The sequence below is a fragment of the Pantoea sp. MQR6 genome (assembly GCF_022761075.1).
In the GTDB taxonomy this organism is placed as follows: domain Bacteria; phylum Pseudomonadota; class Gammaproteobacteria; order Enterobacterales; family Enterobacteriaceae; genus Pantoea; species Pantoea phytostimulans.
Genome location: NZ_JAKYXB010000003.1, coordinates 257192 through 275041 on the forward strand (window position 1 = coordinate 257192; position 17850 = coordinate 275041).

Sequence of the window (17850 nt, forward strand, 5' to 3'; positions counted from 1 at the left end):
CACTCAGGCCATTTTAATGGGCTTTAATGGCCTGACCATTGGGCCTTTTACTTCTCTAAATACACCGGATTTTAGCGAGTACTTTATGAGGTAATCATGACAACCATCACCGCTCTTCGCGTCGACGACGTTCGTTTTCCGACCTCCGCGCAGCTCGACGGCTCGGATGCCATGAATCCCGATCCTGATTACAGCGCGGCCTACGTGACGCTAGAAACAGACGATCCGGCGTTATCCGGTTATGGGCTGACGTTCACCATTGGGCGCGGCAATGAAATTTGCTGCGCGGCGATTCGCAGCCTGCAACATCTGGTGGTTGGACGCACGCTGGAAAGTATCCGCGACAATATGGGGCAGTTCTGGCGCGATATAACGAGCGACAGCCAGCTACGCTGGATCGGACCTGACAAAGGCGCGATCCACCTGGCAACGGGTGCGGTGGTGAATGCTGTCTGGGATCTGTGGGCGCGTGCCGAGCAAAAACCGTTGTGGCGATTGGTGGCTGACATGACACCGCAAGAATTGGTGCGCTGTATCGATTTCCGCTATTTAAGCGACGCGATTACGCCGCAGGAAGCGCTGCAAATCCTGCAACGACAGGAATCGGGTAAGGCGCAACGCATCGCCAGCCTCGAACAGAACGGTTATCCCTGTTACACCACGTCGGCTGGCTGGTTGGGTTACAGCGATGAAAAGCTGCGCGGCCTTTGCCAGCAGGCAGTCGATGCCGGATTTAACTTTGTGAAGCTCAAAGTCGGGCAGGATCTTGAGGATGATATTCGCCGCGTGCGCATTGCTCGCGAGGTGCTGGGCGAGAATCGCCAACTGATGATCGACGCAAATCAGGTGTGGGAAGTGGATGAGGCGATTCGCTGGGTAAAAGCGCTCTCCTTTGCGCGCCCGTGGTTTATCGAAGAACCCACCAGCCCGGACGACATTGAAGGTCACCGTAAAATCCGCGAAGGGGTGCTGCCGGTGAAAGTCGCGACCGGCGAAATGTGCCAGAACCGCATCATCTTTAAACAGCTGATGATGCGCGGTGCGATTGACGTGGTGCAGATTGATGCTTGTCGGCTTGGTGGCGTCAATGAAGTGCTGGCGGTGATGCTAATGGCGGCGAAATACAATCTGCCGGTCTGCCCACACGCGGGCGGCGTTGGGCTGTGTGAATACGTTCAGCATCTGTCGATGATTGACTATGTTGCTATCGCCGGAACCCACGAAGGACGCGTCATAGAGTATGTTGACCATCTGCATCAGCACTTCAAAACGCCGTGTGAAATCCGTGGCGCCGCCTACATGCCGCCGCGTGAACCGGGCTATTCCATTGAGATGTATCCCGAATCCATCGCCGAATATCGCTTTCGGGGAAATGTTTAATGCTGCGCATCGATGCACATCAACACTTCTGGCATTACCAGCCGGAGGCGTTTAGCTGGATCGACAATTCGGCGCTAAAGCAGGATTTCTTGCCCGCGCAATTACGGCCCGAACTGAGCGCGGCGCAGATCGACGGCTGCATTGCGGTGCAGGCACGGCCCTGTGAAGCGGAAAATCAATTCTTATGCGACCTGGCGGCGCGCCATGACGAGATCCTCGGCGTAGTGGGGTGGATCGATCTGCAGCAGCCCGATCCGGTCGCCTTGGATCCGCGCTGCTGCGGCTTTCGTCATCCGGTGCAGGACGAAGCCGATCCTGTGGCGTGGCTGGCTTCTGACGTAGTAGCGCGTGGCATGCGTCAGTTGCAACAGCAGCAGTTCAGTTGGGATCTGTTGGTCACTCATCACCATCTGCAGCAGGCCGCTGTTTTTGCTCAACGCCACGATGCGCACTGGATAGTACTTGATCACCTCGGTAAACCCGATATTGCGGCGGGAGCTGAACAGTGGAAGCAGCAGATCGCCCCGCTGGCGGCGTTGCCTCACGTGGTGTGCAAATTGTCAGGTTTAGTCACGGAAGCGGGCGCGGGCTGGCAAGGCGCGCAGCTACTGCCATTTTTTGATGCTGCGCTGGCGCTGTTCGGGCCATCACGCTTGATGTTTGGCTCCGATTGGCCAGTTTCGCAGGGCGAAGCCCGCTATCAACAGGTGTGTGATCTGTGCCAGCAGTTGACACAAACGCTGTCGCAGCCTGAGCAGCAGGCGATTTGGGGCGGAACCGCTCAGCGTGTTTATCTCAAGGGGAATACAGCATGAATCTGTTTCTGACCAACAAAGTGGTGATCGTGACCGGCGGCGGTTCGGGCATCGGTGCCGCCATTAGCCAGCAACTGGCGGAGGAGGGCGCGATTCCGGTGATTGTCGCCAATCAACCGCCCGCTGACGCCTGGTTTGAACAACTGCAACAGCAACAACCGCAGGCGCTGTTTATCGCTGCCGAACTGAGTGATGAAACGCAATGCCGCGCTGCAGTAGAACAGACGCGGGCACGTTTTGATCGTATCGATGGCTTGGTAAATAACGCGGGAGTGAATGATGGCGTCAGTCTTGAAGCGGGGCGCAGCGCGTTTGTCGCCTCGCTGGAAAAGAACCTCATCCATTTCTATCAAATGGCGCACGACTGCTTGCCTGCGCTGCGTCAATCGCAAGGTGCCATCGTCAACATTGGCTCCAAAACTGCCCTGACTGGGCAAGGTGATACCAGCGGTTATTGCGCGTCAAAAGGGGCGGTGCTGGCGTTGACGCGTGAATGGGCCGCCTCGCTGTTGCAGGATGGCATTCGCGTCAATGCGGTGATCCCGGCTGAAGTGATGACGCCACTTTATGAACGCTGGATTGCCACCTTTGACCAGCCTGATGACAAGTTGGCAGAGATCACTCGCCGTATTCCGTTCGGCCAGCGCATGACCACACCGCAGGAGATCGCCAACAGCGTGGTGTTTTTGCTTTCCGCACGCGCATCGCATACCACCGGGCAATGGCTGTTTGTTGATGGCGGCTACGTTCACCTTGATCGAGCATTAGGCGGATGAGTCGCCGTTTCTGTCAGGCGCTGGATTTGATCGACGATCCGGCACTTATCGCGGAGTACCAACAGCTGCATCAGCGCATCTGGCCAGAAGTGGCTGCGGCGATGCGGCAGCATGGCATTGAGGAGATGGAGATTTATTGCCTCGGCAACCGCCTGTTTATGGTGGTGGAGGTAAACGACACGTTTAACGGGCAGCAGTATGCAACGCATTGCCAACAGGATCCGGTGATCCAACGCTGGGAAACGCTGATGTGGAAATTTCAGCAGCCTACGCCATGGAGCGCAGCGGGCGAAAAATGGGCGCTGATGCCACGCATCTTTGCCCTCAGCACGCAGTCGGAATAAAACACTTTGGTGAGGAAATTCTATGTTTGCACAAAAAGAGTCGCTACGCGGTCGTCGGGCCAGCAGCGCAAGCGTCAGCACGCGTTGGGCGTTCATGCTCGTAACCAGCCTGTTTTTCATGTGGGGATTGTCGTATGGGCTGCTCGATGTTTTAAACAAACACTTTCAGTTAACGCTTAATGTCAGTAAAGCACAGTCGGGTTTGTTGCAGGCGGCCTATTTTGGCGCGTATTTCATCGTTGCGCTGCCTGCGGGTTATTTCATGGATCGTCGCGGCTATCGCGCAGGTATTATCCTGGGATTACTGTTTTACGCGGCGGGCGCGCTGCTGTTTATCCCGGCGGCCAGCGCCAATAGCTTCGCGCTGTTTCTGTTTGCCCTGTTTGTCATTGCCTGCGGATTAGGTTGTCTGGAAACGGCTGCGAATCCATTCGCTACGGTTTTAGGCGATCCCAACGGGGCTGAGCGAAGGCTTAATCTGGCGCAATCGTTTAATGGATTAGGTCAATTTATGGGGCCGTTAATTGGCGGCGCGATGTTCTTCTCCTCTCAGCAACCCGCCAGCGAGGCGCAGGAGAGCGTGAAATTCACCTATGTCGCGATTGCGGTGCTGGTGTTACTGATTGCGTTTCTGTTTAGCCGCACGACGATGCCGGATGTCCGTGAGGCACAAGATCAAAAAGATCTGCAGCAAGGTGCGACCCGCAGTTTGTGGCAGCACAAACACTTTACCGGCGCGGTGATTGCCCAGTTTTTCTATATAGCGGCCCAGGTTGGCGTTGGCGCATTCTTCATTAACTACGTTACTGAGCATTGGGCAGATATCAGCAACGCTACAGCCGCTTATTTGCTGTCGGTGGCGATGATCGCGTTTATGGTTGGCCGCTTCTTCTCAACCTGGCTGATGGGGCGTATTCGTCCAGCCACGCTGTTGGCTGTGTACGCCATCATCAACGTGTCGCTGTGCGCGTTGGTAGTTTCAGGTATTGAGCGCGTGGCGGTGGTGGCGCTGATTGCGGTGTTCTTCTTTATGTCGATCATGTTTCCCACGCTGTTTGCGATGGGCGTCAAAAATATGGGCGCGCAGACTAAACGTGCCAGCTCATTCATGATCATGTCAATTGTAGGCGGGGCGATTATGCCGTGGTTTATGGGCTCAATGGCCGACCATTTCGGCACAGCATCGGCTTACAGCTTGCCGCTGCTCTGTTTTGTCGTGGTGTTTAGGTATGCGTTAAGTCAACGCAAGGCGGTATAAACAGATCGGCCCACTTTTCAGTGGGCCGATTCGCATTACGCGGTGTGGTTTTCGGTGCTCATGCGTGCCAGATCTTTGTCGACCAGGAACAAACCGTTACCGCTGTTGCTGACCAGCGCCAGTTTATCCAGCACGGTTTTGAACAGCTTCTCTTCTTCGTGCTGCTCAGACACATACCATTGCAGGAAGTTAAAGGTGGAGTAATCTTGCGTGGTCATCGAAAAATGCGCCAGTTCATTGATTTTACTGGTGATAAGCTGCTCATGTGCCAGCGCTTGCTCTAAAATTTCGTTCAGTGAGGTGAAAGCAACCGGCGGTGCTGCGATAGTGCCAAGAACCGGCATGGCACCCGTATCACTCAGGTAATCAAACAGGCGCTGCATGTGTTCCATCTCTTCACGAGAGTGCATTTTCAGGAAGGAGGCGGCACCTTCAAAACCTTTGTCGCTGCACCAGGCGCTCATCTGCAGATAAAGATTGGCGGAGAAAAATTCCAGATTTAACTGGTCGTTCAAACGCCCGGTCATTTCGGCGGTTAGCATGATCGCGTCCTTTTAGAATAGGTTAATTAAACAGGTGAGATGCGGTGGATTATGCATCAAATCGGTTAAGAAAGTGAAGCCTTTTCCTTAAAAACGGCTACATTATCATATTGATTTAAAAAGAATTATTCCACGTTTTGAATGCGAGCGATTATCATTGTTGTCCGTTTTTAGCCTTTGTCGCCTCTTATCTTTCTCCGCACCTTATTAGTGCATCACGACTGTTCAATAATAGTGCGTCTGGCGAAAAGCTGTTTTATTTTTCTTCAAAATGATTTCATCCAGAAATAATACCGATGACGGTAAAGTAAAAAGATAAATAATAATCCGCTAAAGCTGGGTGTTATTTATCCAAAATTATCAGCACGGGAAAACATTAATTTCATAACTCAGTAAATAACAGTCTCTGGCATAAATCCTGCTTAGAACTTAGTTCCATATATTGCAACTTGTCGCTGGATAGATAACGGCAAAGCTGAAAATGCAGGAGATGTTATGTCAGATGAAAATATATTAACCACGTCAGAAAAGGTTACGGCTAGCAAAGGCAGTTATCTGGCACTGATCTTTGCCATTCTGTTTTTTTCAGGTCTCTTATACAAAGTTGATGGCCTGTCATGGCTTGGCGCTTTTGACTTCACCACGCTGGGCGGCAGTTTCGGTACGATGAAAGATCCCGCCAGCAATACCTTTCTCGGCGCGGGCGGTCTGAGTGCAAAAGCGGGATTCCTGTTCGCGCTCTCTCTGACACCTACGGTGATGCTGGCGCTGGGCGTGCTGGAAATCTTTACCCATTACGGCGCGATTCGTGCGGCGCACAAGCTGCTGACCCCCTTATTAAAACCGCTGATGGGATTACCGGGACGCTGTGGCCTGGCACTGATCACGGATCTGCAAAGCACCGACGCGGGCGCAGCATTAACCAAAGAGATGTATGACCAAAAACAGGTGACGAAAAAAGACATTGTGGTGATGAGCGCCTGGCAATATTCCGGGGCCGGATTAATTAATAATTATTTTGCGATCGGTTCAGCCCTGTTTGCCTCCATGACGCTGCCGATCATTATTCCGCTAGCGCTGATGTTTGTCCTGAAATTTGTCGGTGCGGCAATAACCCGCTTCGTGTTAAACAGTGTTTATAAGAAGGATTTCATCGATGGAAAATAATAACGCCGTCAAAGTCAGTCAAAATCCTTTCGATGTTTTCGTCACGGGTGCACGCAAGGGCTTTCATATTGCCATTCACAACCTGATGCCGAATGTGGTGATGGCATATGTGTTGGCGGAAGTGCTGAATCTGCTTGGCATCATGCAGTTTCTGGGGCACGTATTTGAACCGTTGATGGGGCTGTTTGGCCTGCCAGGTGAAGCGATAACCGTGCTGCTTACCGCGTGGCTTTCCTCGTCTGCCGGAACCGGCGTTGCGGTTAGCCTGTTGACTAAAGGCTTGCTGACGGGTGCGGATATCACCATTTTAGCGCCCGCCATTTTCCTGATGGGTTCGCAGCTGCAATATATGGGACGCCTGCTGGGCGTTGCGGATGTACCCAAAAAATACTGGCCGCTGCTGATGCTGGTGAGCATCGTCAACGCGCTGATTGCCATGTTTGTTATGCGCCTGTTTGTCTAGGAGAGAAGCCGTGTCTAACGTTTTAGAGCATTACCATTATCTGCACGAAATCCCGGAGCTGGGATTTGAAGAGATCAAAACCTCAGCGTATATCGCCGACCAGCTGGAAAAAGCGGGTTTAAAAGTCACGCGCGGCATCAATAACACCACCGGCATTGTGGCGGAAATTGACAGCGGCGTGCCTGGCCCGGTGCTGGCGCTGCGTGCCGATATGGACGCGCTTGGCCATATCATTGACGGCGTGCCGTGTGCGCGACATACCTGCGGACATGATGGTCACTCTTCCGTGGTGCTTACCGCCGCGCAGGAATTATTAAAAGAGGGTGCGGTAAAACGTGGGCGGCTAAAAATTCTGTTTCAACCTGCGGAAGAGCTGGGCGCCGGTGCGCTGGCCATGGTTGAAGGCGGCGCGATTGACGATGTGGATATAATTTTTGGTTTCCACGTTCGTCCGCTTGAAGAGTGTGTTGTAGGGCAGGCGGTACCCGCGGTGCTCTATTCCGCTTGCAGCACGCTAGAAGCGACGATTAAAGGTCAGCCTGCTCATGCGGCGCGTCCACATTTGGGCGTTAACGCGCTGGATGCCGCGGTTCAGGCGGTGCAGGCAGTGAACACTATTCATCTGTCGCCTGGTTTAAACTGGAGTGTAAAAGCAACGCGTTTTCTGTGCGATGCTGGCGTCACCAACTCAGTGCCCGATGAAGCGCGCGTAGTCTGGGATCTGCGTTCACAAGAGAATGGGCCAATGGTGTTGCTGAAAGAGAAGGTGACGCAAGCCATTATTAATAGCGTGGCTGCGCTGGGCGCTCAGGCTGACGTAGTCGTGTTGAAAGAGATGCCTGCCGCAGAAATTCATGACGAGGCGACAGCGATTATTCGTGACGCAATTGTTGATGTGTTGGGTGAAGATGGCTTACTGGACACTAAAACCACGCCTGGCAGTGAAGACTTTTTCTATTACCCCGTGAAGCGTCCGGGCGTGAAAGCCGGTTTCTGGGGATTAGGGACGAATTTGGTGCCGGGGCTGCATCATCCTGATATGCATTTTGACCTGAGCTCGCTGGAGATTGGCGTTAAGATTTTTAAATCATGCGTGGGTAAAGTGCTGGGATAAGCGGGATGGTGCTTTTTTGGGGGCGAGGTCGTTTGCCCTCACCTCAATCCTCCCCCATAAATGGGGAGGAAGACGCTGCTTTATGTTAGCTCGTAACTCGCATGCGGCAGCGTCTCCTTCCTCCGCTTCGCGGGGGAAGGCCGGGATAGGGGGTAGCGCGCACCTCACGGGGATAGCGCACACCTCACACATTCACTCTACCTCACCGCAACAGCCTGTAGGCCGCGCCAACAAAATATTGTATGCTATGCCGCCTTAATGCTGACTGGGTAACCGGGATTGCCGCCAATGTAACTTCGCGCTTAAATGCCGACGAAAAATAATCGCATTCGGCACCGATTACCTGCCGGTAAGGTTCTACCGGCCATCGTGATTTATCAGCAGCGCCTGGCAATACACTATGCCGCCGCGCTGCCCCGTTGAGAAGAATTCACTCATGTCTAATCCCATTTTAGAAGAGGTGGCACGCCGCCGCACCTTCGCGATCATCTCGCACCCCGATGCCGGTAAAACCACTATTACCGAAAAAGTCTTGCTGTTCGGACAAGCAATCCAAACCGCCGGTACAGTAAAAGGCCGTGGCTCCAACCAGCACGCCAAATCTGACTGGATGGAAATGGAGAAACAGCGCGGCATCTCCATCACCACCTCAGTGATGCAGTTCCCGTATCGTGATAGCCTGGTTAACCTGCTGGATACCCCAGGACACGAAGACTTCTCGGAAGATACTTACCGCACGCTAACCGCCGTTGACTGCTGTTTGATGGTGATTGATGCCGCGAAAGGCGTCGAGGATCGTACCCGTAAGTTGATGGAAGTAACACGTCTGCGCGATACGCCGATCCTGACTTTCATGAACAAACTTGACCGTGACATCCGCGATCCGATGGAAGTGCTGGATGAAGTTGAGAGCGAGCTGAAAATTGCCTGCGCGCCCATTACCTGGCCAATTGGCTGCGGCAAATTGTTTAAAGGTGTTTATCACCTTTATAACGATGAAACCTATCTCTACCAGACCGGTAAAGGTCACACCATTCAGGAAGTGCGCGTTGTAAAAGGACTGGATAACCCCGATCTTGATGCAGCGATCGGTGAAGAGCTGGCTGCTCAGCTGCGTGAAGAGCTGGAGCTGGTGCAGGGCGCTTCGCACGAGTTCGAGCGCGAAGCTTTTCTTGCAGGCAAGCTGTCGCCGGTGTTCTTCGGCACCGCGTTAGGTAACTTCGGTGTGGATCATATGCTGGATGGTTTAGTTGCCTGGGCACCTACGCCAATGCCGCGCAAAACCGACACCCGCGTAGTCGAAGCTAAAGAAGAGAAGTTCACCGGCTTCGTGTTTAAGATCCAGGCCAATATGGATCCAAAACATCGCGACCGTGTAGCGTTCATGCGTGTGGTCTCCGGTAAATATGAAAAAGGCATGAAACTGCGTCAGGTTCGGACCGGAAAAGACGTGGTCATTGCCGATGCGCTAACGTTCATGGCAGGCGACCGTTCTCACGTTGAAGAAGCGTATCCGGGCGATATCATCGGGCTGCACAACCACGGTACCATTCAGATTGGCGACACCTTTACCCAAGGTGAAAACATGAAGTTCACCGGCATTCCGAACTTCGCGCCAGAGCTGTTCCGCCGCATTCGTCTGCGCGATCCGCTCAAGCAGAAACAGCTGCTGAAAGGCTTGGTTCAGCTCTCTGAAGAGGGCGCGGTACAAGTGTTCCGTCCTGTACATAACAACGATCTGATTGTGGGTGCGGTTGGTGTGTTGCAGTTCGACGTGGTCGTCGCGCGCCTGAAGAGTGAATACAACGTTGAAGCGATTTATGAAGCGATCAACGTGTCGACCGCGCGTTGGGTTGAATGCAGCGATGCGAAGAAGTTCGAAGAATTCCAACGTAAAAATGAGGTTAACCTCGCGTTGGATGGCGGCGATAATCTGACTTATATCGCGCCCACCATGGTGAATTTGAACATCACTCAGGAACGTTATCCTGAAGTGAAATTCCGCAAAACACGCGAGCATTAATCGTTTCACAGTAGCCATTCTATACGCTAAATAATTCGAGTTGCAGCAAGGCGGCAAACGCGTAAAGCCCGATGATCTTACCGTTGTAGGTGATTCGGGTGAGAAACAGCCGTTAACGCCTCTGCCGCTTGAAGGTGGATGGGTATACTTAAGAGTGGCTCTGTTTTCCCCTGTTACAGACTCTTCCTAAAAACACACCGTTTCGCCTATTTCGACCAGCTATCAACCAGTTACTCCGGCAAACTCCAAAATACCGACTATCATTGTTCTATCGGACGGCGAAAGAGACGTTTCTTCTCCTTGCGTCCAGTATTGCAGTAGCGCCGTTTGCTACTGTCGCGCCTACGGTTGTGGGTGAGTTAACTGATAGAAGGAATATATCGATGAAGAATACTAAGATTGCTAAAACCCTGATTGCCGCGATGGTAGGTTCTGCTTTACTGAGCGGCAGCGCGCTGGCTGAAGATTCAATGTCGCAAAAAGCACAGCAGACTGCAGACAGCACGGGTTCGAAAATCGATAGTTCTATGAAAAAAGTCGATGGTTTTATGGACGACAGCGGCGTAACTGCCAAAGCTAAAGCCGCTCTGGTAGATGACGAAGCCATTAAAAGTACGGATATCTCAGTTGAAACGCATCAAGGCGTTGTGACGTTAAGCGGTTTTGTCACTTCACAGGATCAGGCTGAAAAAGCGGTGGCCCTGGTGCAGAAGGTTGAAGGTGTTAAATCCGTCAGCGATAAACTACACGTTAGAGACAGCAAATCTCAGTCAATGAAAGGTTATGCAGGCGATGCTGCAACAACCAGCGAAATTAAAGCTAAGCTATTAGCGGATGACATTGTTCCGTCGCGCAAGGTGAAAGTTGAAACAACCGATGGCGTTGTTCAGCTCTCAGGTACCGTTGAGAACAAAGCTCAATCAGATCGTGCTGAAGGTATCGCAAAAGCTATCGAAGGCGTGAAAAGCGTTAAGAATGACCTGACGGTTAAATCTTAATGGTGAACGTGCGGCATTTTCGAATGCCGCACGAATAAGAAAACCCATCCTGGGCTCAAATAAGCAGTTCGATTTTCACTATTGGTAAGGAGAGGCTTATGTTTCGTTGGGGCATTATTTTTCTGGTAATCGCGCTGATTGCCGCAGCGTTAGGTTTTGGTGGTTTAGCCGGCACAGCAGCATGGGCGGCTAAAGTTGTCTTCGTTGTTGGTATTATCCTGTTCCTCATCAGCCTGTTCACTGGCCGTAAAAAACTTTAGCCGATGAGTCTTGCAGTTTAATGCGAACCAAGTACGCATAAAGCGGAGACCAGTCATCTGTAGCGAAAGGTGTGAGGAACGGAAATCCTCATCACGCTACAATGGGCAGGCGGCATTAAGCCGCCTGCCCGGTTAAGGAAATCATGACTGGTTCTCCGGAATGCTGCGAACAACAACGGAAAAAATCCCTCAGCCATTCTGACCGAGAACCCCTTTCGAGGTTCAGACATTGGGCATACGCATACCTGTCACACTTGGGGCGATCGAACCCCTTGCGCTTACACCGTTCAAAGCAAAAAAAATGGCGTTGGTGTGTGAAGGTGGCGGACAACGCGGCATCTTTACTGCCGGTGTACTAGATGAATTTCAACGCGCTAACTTCAATCCCTTTCACTTAATGCTTGGCACCTCCGCGGGTGCGCAAAACTTGTCAGCATTTGTCTGCGCGCAACCAGGCTACGCTCGCCGCGTTATTACGCGTTACACCACCAGTAAACTCTTTTTTGATCCCCTGCGTTTTGTGCGTGGCGGCAATCTGATCGATCTTGATTGGCTCATTGAAACCACCCGCAGTGAATTCCCGCTTGAAATGGCCACTGCGCAAAACCTGTTCAGCAGCGGCCGCGAGTTTTATATGTGTGCGTGCCGCAGCGACGACTATTCACCGGGCTACTTTGCGCCTACCCGCGACAACTGGCTAAACATCATTAAAGCGTCAAGCGCGATCCCTGGCTTTTACCGGCTTGGGGTTGATCTTGAAGGCATCAGTTATCTGGATGGCGGTATCAGCGACGCCATTCCGGTGCGGGAAGCGGCGAAGCGCGGCGCAGATACCATTGTGGTGATACGCACTGTGCCGTCGCAAATGTCTTATACGCCTAAGTGGTTCAAACGGATGGAGCGTTGGTTAGGTGAAAGCGCGCTGAAGCCGATGATCCATGTGCTTAATCATCATGAGCAGAGTTATCGGGAAATTCAGCAATTCATCGAACAGCCGCCCGATAACTTACGTATTATTGAGATCTTTCCGCCGCGTGCGCTGGCCAGCAATGCGTTAGGTAGCCGCATATCGTCGCTGAATCAGGATTACCATTTGGGACGTCGTTGTGGTCGCTACTTTCTCGCCACGCTGGGACAATGGTTGAGTGATGCCGAGCCGTTTATGCAGCATGCGGCAATTACGCCGCCTGCGCCGGTAGCGAACGCGCCGGACACGCGTGCCATCATCACGCCGCCGTTGGCGGGTAACGACGCCGATTACGATAAAGGATCGCTGGCATGAGATTTATCGACACCCATTGTCACTTCGATTTTCCGCCCTTCGTTGATGATGCGGAACAGAGCATCGCCCGCGCCGCCGAAGCGGGCGTAGAAAAAATCATTGTGCCTGCGGTGGATGTCAGCCGTTTCGCCGTGGTGTGCCAGCTGGCTGCCGATCATCCGGCGCTCTATGCCGCGTTGGGTCTGCATCCGATTGTAATTGAGTCGCACCAGGATGTGCATCTGGATAAATTGGAAGCCTACCTCAAGCAGCCACCCGAAAAGCTGGTGGCGATTGGTGAGATCGGATTGGATCTCTATCGCGAGGATCCGCAATTCGACAAGCAAGAGCGTTTGCTAGATGAACAGCTCAGGCTGGCAAAAAACTACGATCTGCCGGTCATTTTGCATTCACGTCGCACGCACGACAAGCTCGCACTGCATCTGCGCCGCCACGACTTGCCCCGGCGCGGCGTGGTGCATGGATTTGCTGGCAGCCTGCAGCAGGCGCAGGCGTTTATCAAACTTGGTTACGCTATTGGCGTGGGCGGCACCATTACGTATGAACGCGCCAGTAAAACTCGCCAGACCATTGCCCAGTTACCGCTGGAATCGCTGTTACTGGAAACCGATGCACCGGATATGCCGTTAAACGGCTTTCAGGGCCAACCCAATCGTCCCGAACGGGCACGTCTGGTGTGGGAAACGCTGTGTAGCCTGCGCAATGAATCCCCGCAGCAGATTGCCGATGCACTGTGGCTAAACAGCCAAACGGTATTTCGGTTCCCCCGCTAAATCCTAAATCATTGAAATCACTGAATCTTGCTCAGGCAATTCATCTTCTGCTGTGCGGCATACAGCTATAATCCTTCTTTCCCACATTCGGCCGTGTGATTGACTAAGCTGAATACAAATACTGGCACGATTATTCGGCAAATGTGATAATAATAACATTGTCGCTGTTGGCGTATTGTTACGCTGGCAAGCTGTTATTTGTGATATATATCACTCTATCAGTACCGAATTTGCAGTCTGATCTTACCTTGATGTGACTCTCACCACATAAACTATCGGCTGCATTTGTTAGTATTATCACATTCACTCGGCCCGCTTGCTGGCCGCGACCGAACCTGTTGGAGAGCATCATGACCGATATTAAAGCGCAAGCACTGCGCGCGCTGAAACTGATGGATTTAACCACGCTGAATGAAGATGACACCGACGCAAAAGTCATTGCGCTGTGCCATCAGGCGAAGTCACCGGCTGGCAACACGGCCGCGATTTGTATCTATCCGCGCTTTATTCCTGTTGCACGCAAAACGCTGCGCGAGCAGGGTACGCCAGAGATTCGCATTGCGACCGTGACCAATTTTCCACACGGCAATGATGATATCGATATCGCGCTGGCTGAAACCCGCGCCGCCATTGCTTACGGTGCTGATGAAGTCGATGTGGTATTTCCTTACCGTGCGCTGATCGCCGGCAATACGCAGATCGGTTTCGATCTGGTGAAAGCCTGTAAAGAAGCTTGTGCCGCAGCGGATGTGCTGCTGAAAGTGATTATCGAAACGGGCGAACTTAAAGAAGAAGCCTTGATTCGTCAGGCTTCTGAAATTGCCATTGATGCGGGTGCAGACTTCATCAAAACCTCAACCGGTAAAGTACCGGTTAACGCGACGCCGGAAGTGGCGCAGATCATGATGAGTGTCATTCGCGATAAAGGCGTGAAGCAGCAAGTTGGCTTCAAGCCCGCTGGCGGCGTGCGTACGGCGGAAGATGCTGCGATCTATCTTCAGATAGCGGAAGAGACGCTGGGCGCCGACTGGGCCGATGCGCGCCATTTCCGCTTTGGTGCTTCCAGCCTGCTGGCTAACCTGCTGAATACGCTGGGCCATAACAGCGAAACCAGCAAATCCGGTTATTAATTCTTTAGGCGGTCATTGGCCGCCTTTCTAACACCGACCTTCCCTTTGTAAGGGGGCTACCTTGTTCCTGGCTCAAGAAATCATCCGCAAAAAACGTGACGGCCACGCGCTGAGTGAAGAAGAGATTCGCTTTTTCATCAACGGTGTGCGCGATAATAGCGTTTCCGAAGGTCAGATTGCCGCGCTGGCGATGACCATCTATTTTCACGATATGACGCTGCCTGAACGTGTGGCGTTAACCATGGCAATGCGTGATTCCGGTACGGTATTGAACTGGAAATCACTGAATTTAAATGGTCCGCTGGTCGACAAGCACTCAACCGGCGGCGTAGGTGATGTTACGTCACTGATGCTTGGCCCCATGGTGGCTGCCTGCGGCGGTTACATTCCGATGATCTCCGGACGCGGCCTTGGGCATACGGGCGGCACACTGGATAAACTGGAAGCAATTCCCGGTTTTGACATCTTCCCGAGCGACGATCGCTTCCGCCAGATCATCAAGGAAGTCGGCGTCGCAATTATCGGTCAGACTAATTCACTGGCACCGGCTGACAAACGCTTTTACGCCACGCGCGATATCACCGCCACCGTTGACTCTATTCCGCTGATCACTGCGTCGATTCTGGCGAAAAAGCTCGCCGAAGGTTTAGATGCGCTGGTGATGGATGTGAAAGTCGGTTCCGGTGCTTTCATGCCCACTTACGAAGCCTCGGAAAACCTGGCGCAGGCGATTGTTGGTGTGGCCAATGGCGCGGGTTGTAAAACCACCGCGCTGCTTACCGATATGAATCAAGTGCTGGCGTCTACCGCCGGGAATGCGCTGGAAGTGCGTGAAGCGGTGCGTTTCCTCACCGGCCAGCAGCGTAATCCACGCCTGCTGGAAGTGACGCTGGCGCTGTGCAGCGAGATGCTGATCTCGGGCAAACTGGCGGCAGATGACGCCGAAGCGCGTCAAAAACTGATGCAGGTGCTGGACAACGGCGCTGCTGCGGAGATTTTTGGTCGCATGGTGGCCGCGCAGAAAGGGCCAGTCGACTTTGTTGAGCGTTACGATGCTTATCTGCCGGCACCCACGCTGAGTAAAGCGGTTTACGCCGATCAGCCCGGTATTGTTAGCAGCATGGATACGCGTGCGCTTGGCATGGCCGTGGTGGGCATGGGCGGCGGGCGTCAACGGGCCAGCGACAGCATCGATTATAGCGTTGGCCTGAGCGACATGATCATGCTCGGCGAGCGTGCCGATACCGAGCGACCGCTGGCGGTGATTCATGCCAGCAGCGAAGCTAACTGGCAGCAAGCGGCAAAAGCCCTTAAAGCCGCCATTAAACTCAGCGACAGGGCGCCCGCCGCCACGCCGGTGGTCTATCGCCGCGTGACTGAAGCCGGTTAAATAATACAATCGGTGCCAGCCGCAAAGCATTCGGGTATACTGATCTGATCGCTTTTTTTTGACTTGTCACGCGCACAGGCGCAGGAGACTTGCATGAAACGTGCTTTTATAATGGTTCTCGACTCCTTTGGAATCGGCTCCAGCAAAGACGCTGAAAAATTCGGTGACGCAGGTTCAGACACTTTAGGCCATATCGCTGAAGCCTGTTTAAAAGGTGAAGCGGACAAAGGACGCAAAGGTCCGTTGCATCTGCCGAATCTGACCGCATTAGGTTTGGGTAAAGCCGCAGAATTATCTACCGGACGCTTCCCGGCTGGCCTCGATCCAGAGGCAAAAATCACTGGCGCTTATGCTTTCGCCAGCGAACTCTCTTCCGGTAAAGATACGCCATCTGGCCACTGGGAAATTGCCGGTGTGCCGGTTTTGTTCGACTGGGGTTACTTCAGCGACAAAGAAAACAGTTTCCCGCAGGAATTGCTGGATAAACTGGTTGAGCGCGCAGAGTTACCGGGCTATCTCGGCAACTGCCACTCATCGGGTACGGTGATCCTCGACCAACTGGGCGAAGAGCACATGAAATCGGGCAAGCCGATTTTCTACACCTCTGCGGATTCCGTGTTCCAAATCGCTTGTCACGAAGAGACGTTTGGCCTGGATCGCCTCTATGCGCTGTGTGAAATCGCGCGCGAAGAGTTGACCGAAGGGGGCTACAACATCGGCCGTGTGATTGCTCGTCCGTTTGTGGGCGATAAAGCGGGGCATTTTGAGCGTACCGGCAATCGCCACGATTTAGCTGTGGAACCGCCATCGGCGACCATGCTGAAAAAACTGGTAGATGAGAAGGGCGGTCACGTGATTTCCGTGGGTAAAATTGCGGATATTTACGCCGAGCAAGGCATTACCAAAAAGGTTAAAGCCACCGGACTTGATGCGCTGTTTGATGCCACGATCAAAGAGATGAAGCAAGCGCCTGATCAATCCATTGTGTTTACTAACTTCGTTGATTTTGACTCAACGTGGGGACATCGTCGTGATGTTGCCGGTTACGCAGGGGGGCTGGAGCTGTTTGATCGTCGTCTGCCGGAGCTGATGGCATTGGTGGAAGAAGATGACATTTTGATCCTGACCGCCGATCACGGCTGCGATCCTACCTGGGAAGGCACTGAACATACGCGCGAGCACATTCCCATTCTGATCTACGGCCCTAAAGTAGAGCCTGGCTCGCTTGGCTACCGCGATACCTTCGCGGATATCGGCCAGACAATTGCACACTATTTTGGCCTGTCCAGCATGGACTACGGCAAGAACATGCTGTAAAGCAGCTATTTAAAAAGGATAACGAACAATGGCAACTCCTCACATTAATGCAGAAATGGGTGATTTCGCGGACGTCGTACTGATGCCTGGCGATCCGCTGCGCGCCAAGCACATTGCAGAAACCTTTCTGGAGAACCCGGTTGAAGTGAACAATGTGCGCGGCATGTTGGGTTACACCGGCACGTACAAAGGTCGCAAAATTTCGGTGATGGGTCACGGCATGGGCATTCCGTCTTGCTCGATCTACACCAAAGAGCTGATCACCGATTTCGGCGTGAAAAAGATTATTCGTGTGGGTTCCTGCGGCGCGGTACGTGCAGATGTGAAACTGCGTGATATCGTGATTGGTATGGGTGCATGTACCGATTCGAAAGTGAACCGTATGCGTTTTAAAGATCATGACTTTGCAGCGATTGCTGACTTTGACATGGTGCGCAACGCGGTTGACGCGGCTAAAAACCTGGGCGTTGATGCGCGCGTAGGTAACATCTTTTCTGCGGATCTTTTCTATACCCCAGATCCACAAATGTTCGACGTGATGGAGAAGTACGGCATCCTCGGCGTGGAAATGGAAGCGGCGGGCATTTACGGCGTAGCAGCGGAATTTGGCGCTAAAGCGCTGACTATTTGTACCGTTTCTGACCATATTCGCACGCACGAGCAGACCACTGCGGCTGAGCGTCAGACCACCTTTAACGACATGATTAAGATCGCATTAGAGTCTGTCTTGCTGGGCGATTAATCGCGCGTTAAGTGCGAGGTCGTTTGCCCCCCACCTCAGTCCTCCCCCACGCGTGGGGGAGGAAGACGCTGCAACA

General features: G+C 52.9%; 18 protein-coding genes. 17 read left to right on the forward strand and 1 reads right to left on the reverse strand.

The window, feature by feature from the left end; genetic code table 11:
* Nucleotides 1-96: 96 nt before the first annotated feature.
* Genes MUG06_RS14010 through fucP form a run of 5 tightly spaced genes read left to right on the forward strand, consistent with a single transcriptional unit; the run spans nt 97 to nt 4573 of the window.
* On the forward strand, nt 97-1380 hold the full coding sequence (locus tag MUG06_RS14010; RefSeq protein ID WP_243078960.1) for an L-fuconate dehydratase: 1284 nt from the start codon (nt 97-99) through the stop codon (nt 1378-1380).
* Entirely contained in the window at nt 1380-2195 is an 816-nt protein-coding gene (locus MUG06_RS14015) for an amidohydrolase family protein (RefSeq protein ID WP_243078961.1), read from the forward strand. Before MUG06_RS14010 ends, MUG06_RS14015 begins: the two co-directional genes overlap by 1 nt.
* Nucleotides 2192-2971: an SDR family oxidoreductase gene (locus MUG06_RS14020; RefSeq protein ID WP_215845606.1), complete on the forward strand. Its 780-nt coding sequence runs from the start codon at nt 2192-2194 to the stop codon at nt 2969-2971. Before MUG06_RS14015 ends, MUG06_RS14020 begins: the two co-directional genes overlap by 4 nt.
* Nucleotides 2968-3315 carry an L-rhamnose mutarotase gene (locus tag MUG06_RS14025; protein ID WP_215845607.1) on the forward strand — a complete coding sequence of 116 codons (348 nt, stop codon included), beginning with the start codon at nt 2968-2970 and terminating at the stop codon, nt 3313-3315. The genes MUG06_RS14020 and MUG06_RS14025 overlap by 4 nt, the downstream gene beginning before the upstream one ends.
* Nucleotides 3316-3337: 22 nt before the next feature.
* The gene (gene fucP, locus MUG06_RS14030; protein ID WP_243078962.1) at nt 3338-4573 is read left to right on the forward strand and encodes an L-fucose:H+ symporter permease; all 1236 of its coding nucleotides are present in this window, start codon (nt 3338-3340) and stop codon (nt 4571-4573) included.
* A gap of 35 nt (nt 4574-4608) precedes the next feature.
* On the opposite strand, the gene ftnA is transcribed toward fucP, so the two are convergent.
* Entirely contained in the window at nt 4609-5115 is a 507-nt protein-coding gene (ftnA, locus tag MUG06_RS14035; protein ID WP_215845609.1) for a non-heme ferritin, read from the reverse strand.
* A 495-nt stretch (nt 5116-5610) separates the two neighbouring features.
* Here ftnA and MUG06_RS14040 point away from each other — a divergent pair, with 495 nt between their 5' ends.
* The 12 genes from MUG06_RS14040 (at nt 5611) to deoD (ending at nt 17774) form a co-directional block, all read left to right on the forward strand.
* A complete protein-coding gene (locus MUG06_RS14040; protein ID WP_243078963.1) occupies nt 5611-6282 on the forward strand; it encodes a nucleoside recognition domain-containing protein in 672 nt (223 codons plus the stop codon).
* The gene (locus MUG06_RS14045; RefSeq protein WP_243078964.1) at nt 6272-6745 is read left to right on the forward strand and encodes a YjiG family protein; all 474 of its coding nucleotides are present in this window, start codon (nt 6272-6274) and stop codon (nt 6743-6745) included. The genes MUG06_RS14040 and MUG06_RS14045 overlap by 11 nt, the downstream gene beginning before the upstream one ends.
* A gap of 10 nt (nt 6746-6755) precedes the next feature.
* Entirely contained in the window at nt 6756-7859 is a 1104-nt protein-coding gene (locus MUG06_RS14050; RefSeq protein ID WP_243078965.1) for a M20 peptidase aminoacylase family protein, read from the forward strand.
* 400 nt (nt 7860-8259) lie between these two features.
* Nucleotides 8260-9882, forward strand: a complete 1623-nt coding sequence (gene prfC, locus MUG06_RS14055) for a peptide chain release factor 3 (RefSeq protein WP_215845611.1) — start codon at nt 8260-8262, stop codon at nt 9880-9882.
* A 383-nt stretch (nt 9883-10265) separates the two neighbouring features.
* On the forward strand, nt 10266-10880 hold the full coding sequence (osmY, locus tag MUG06_RS14060) for a molecular chaperone OsmY (protein WP_215848218.1): 615 nt from the start codon (nt 10266-10268) through the stop codon (nt 10878-10880).
* A 98-nt stretch (nt 10881-10978) separates the two neighbouring features.
* On the forward strand, nt 10979-11140 hold the full coding sequence (locus MUG06_RS14065; RefSeq protein WP_003848537.1) for a DUF1328 domain-containing protein: 162 nt from the start codon (nt 10979-10981) through the stop codon (nt 11138-11140).
* Between the two features lie 229 nt (nt 11141-11369).
* Nucleotides 11370-12422 (forward strand): patatin family protein, encoded by a 1053-nt coding sequence (locus MUG06_RS14070; RefSeq protein ID WP_243078966.1) that lies wholly within the window; start codon nt 11370-11372, stop codon nt 12420-12422.
* The gene (locus tag MUG06_RS14075; protein ID WP_243078967.1) at nt 12419-13195 is read left to right on the forward strand and encodes a TatD family hydrolase; all 777 of its coding nucleotides are present in this window, start codon (nt 12419-12421) and stop codon (nt 13193-13195) included. The genes MUG06_RS14070 and MUG06_RS14075 overlap by 4 nt, the downstream gene beginning before the upstream one ends.
* Nucleotides 13196-13545: 350 nt before the next feature.
* Entirely contained in the window at nt 13546-14325 is a 780-nt protein-coding gene (deoC, locus tag MUG06_RS14080; protein ID WP_243078968.1) for a deoxyribose-phosphate aldolase, read from the forward strand.
* A 61-nt stretch (nt 14326-14386) separates the two neighbouring features.
* On the forward strand, nt 14387-15715 hold the full coding sequence (deoA, locus tag MUG06_RS14085; RefSeq protein ID WP_243078969.1) for a thymidine phosphorylase: 1329 nt from the start codon (nt 14387-14389) through the stop codon (nt 15713-15715).
* A gap of 93 nt (nt 15716-15808) precedes the next feature.
* A complete protein-coding gene (gene deoB, locus MUG06_RS14090) occupies nt 15809-17032 on the forward strand; it encodes a phosphopentomutase (protein WP_243078970.1) in 1224 nt (407 codons plus the stop codon).
* Nucleotides 17033-17060: 28 nt separating this feature from the next.
* Nucleotides 17061-17774, forward strand: coding sequence for a purine-nucleoside phosphorylase (deoD, locus tag MUG06_RS14095; RefSeq protein WP_215845615.1), 714 nt, complete (start codon nt 17061-17063; stop codon nt 17772-17774).
* Nucleotides 17775-17850: the final 76 nt, after the last annotated feature.

Excerpts from the sequence above, each read along its gene's own strand:
- MUG06_RS14010 (WP_243078960.1), top strand. The coding sequence starts at position 97 with ATGACAACCATCACCGCTCTTCGCGTCGACGACGTTCGTTTTCCGACC.
- MUG06_RS14015 (WP_243078961.1), top strand. The coding sequence starts at position 1,380 with ATGCTGCGCATCGATGCACATCAACACTTCTGGCATTACCAGCCGGAG.
- MUG06_RS14020 (WP_215845606.1), top strand. The coding sequence starts at position 2,192 with ATGAATCTGTTTCTGACCAACAAAGTGGTGATCGTGACCGGCGGCGGT.
- MUG06_RS14025 (WP_215845607.1), top strand. The coding sequence starts at position 2,968 with ATGAGTCGCCGTTTCTGTCAGGCGCTGGATTTGATCGACGATCCGGCA.
- fucP (WP_243078962.1), top strand. The coding sequence starts at position 3,338 with ATGTTTGCACAAAAAGAGTCGCTACGCGGTCGTCGGGCCAGCAGCGCA.
- ftnA (WP_215845609.1), bottom strand. The coding sequence starts at position 5,115 with ATGCTAACCGCCGAAATGACCGGGCGTTTGAACGACCAGTTAAATCTG.
- MUG06_RS14040 (WP_243078963.1), top strand. The coding sequence starts at position 5,611 with ATGTCAGATGAAAATATATTAACCACGTCAGAAAAGGTTACGGCTAGC.
- MUG06_RS14045 (WP_243078964.1), top strand. The coding sequence starts at position 6,272 with ATGGAAAATAATAACGCCGTCAAAGTCAGTCAAAATCCTTTCGATGTT.
- prfC (WP_215845611.1), top strand. The coding sequence starts at position 8,260 with ATGCCGCCGCGCTGCCCCGTTGAGAAGAATTCACTCATGTCTAATCCC.
- osmY (WP_215848218.1), top strand. The coding sequence starts at position 10,266 with ATGAAGAATACTAAGATTGCTAAAACCCTGATTGCCGCGATGGTAGGT.
- MUG06_RS14065 (WP_003848537.1), top strand. The coding sequence starts at position 10,979 with ATGTTTCGTTGGGGCATTATTTTTCTGGTAATCGCGCTGATTGCCGCA.
- MUG06_RS14075 (WP_243078967.1), top strand. The coding sequence starts at position 12,419 with ATGAGATTTATCGACACCCATTGTCACTTCGATTTTCCGCCCTTCGTT.
- deoC (WP_243078968.1), top strand. The coding sequence starts at position 13,546 with ATGACCGATATTAAAGCGCAAGCACTGCGCGCGCTGAAACTGATGGAT.
- deoB (WP_243078970.1), top strand. The coding sequence starts at position 15,809 with ATGAAACGTGCTTTTATAATGGTTCTCGACTCCTTTGGAATCGGCTCC.
- deoD (WP_215845615.1), top strand. The coding sequence starts at position 17,061 with ATGGCAACTCCTCACATTAATGCAGAAATGGGTGATTTCGCGGACGTC.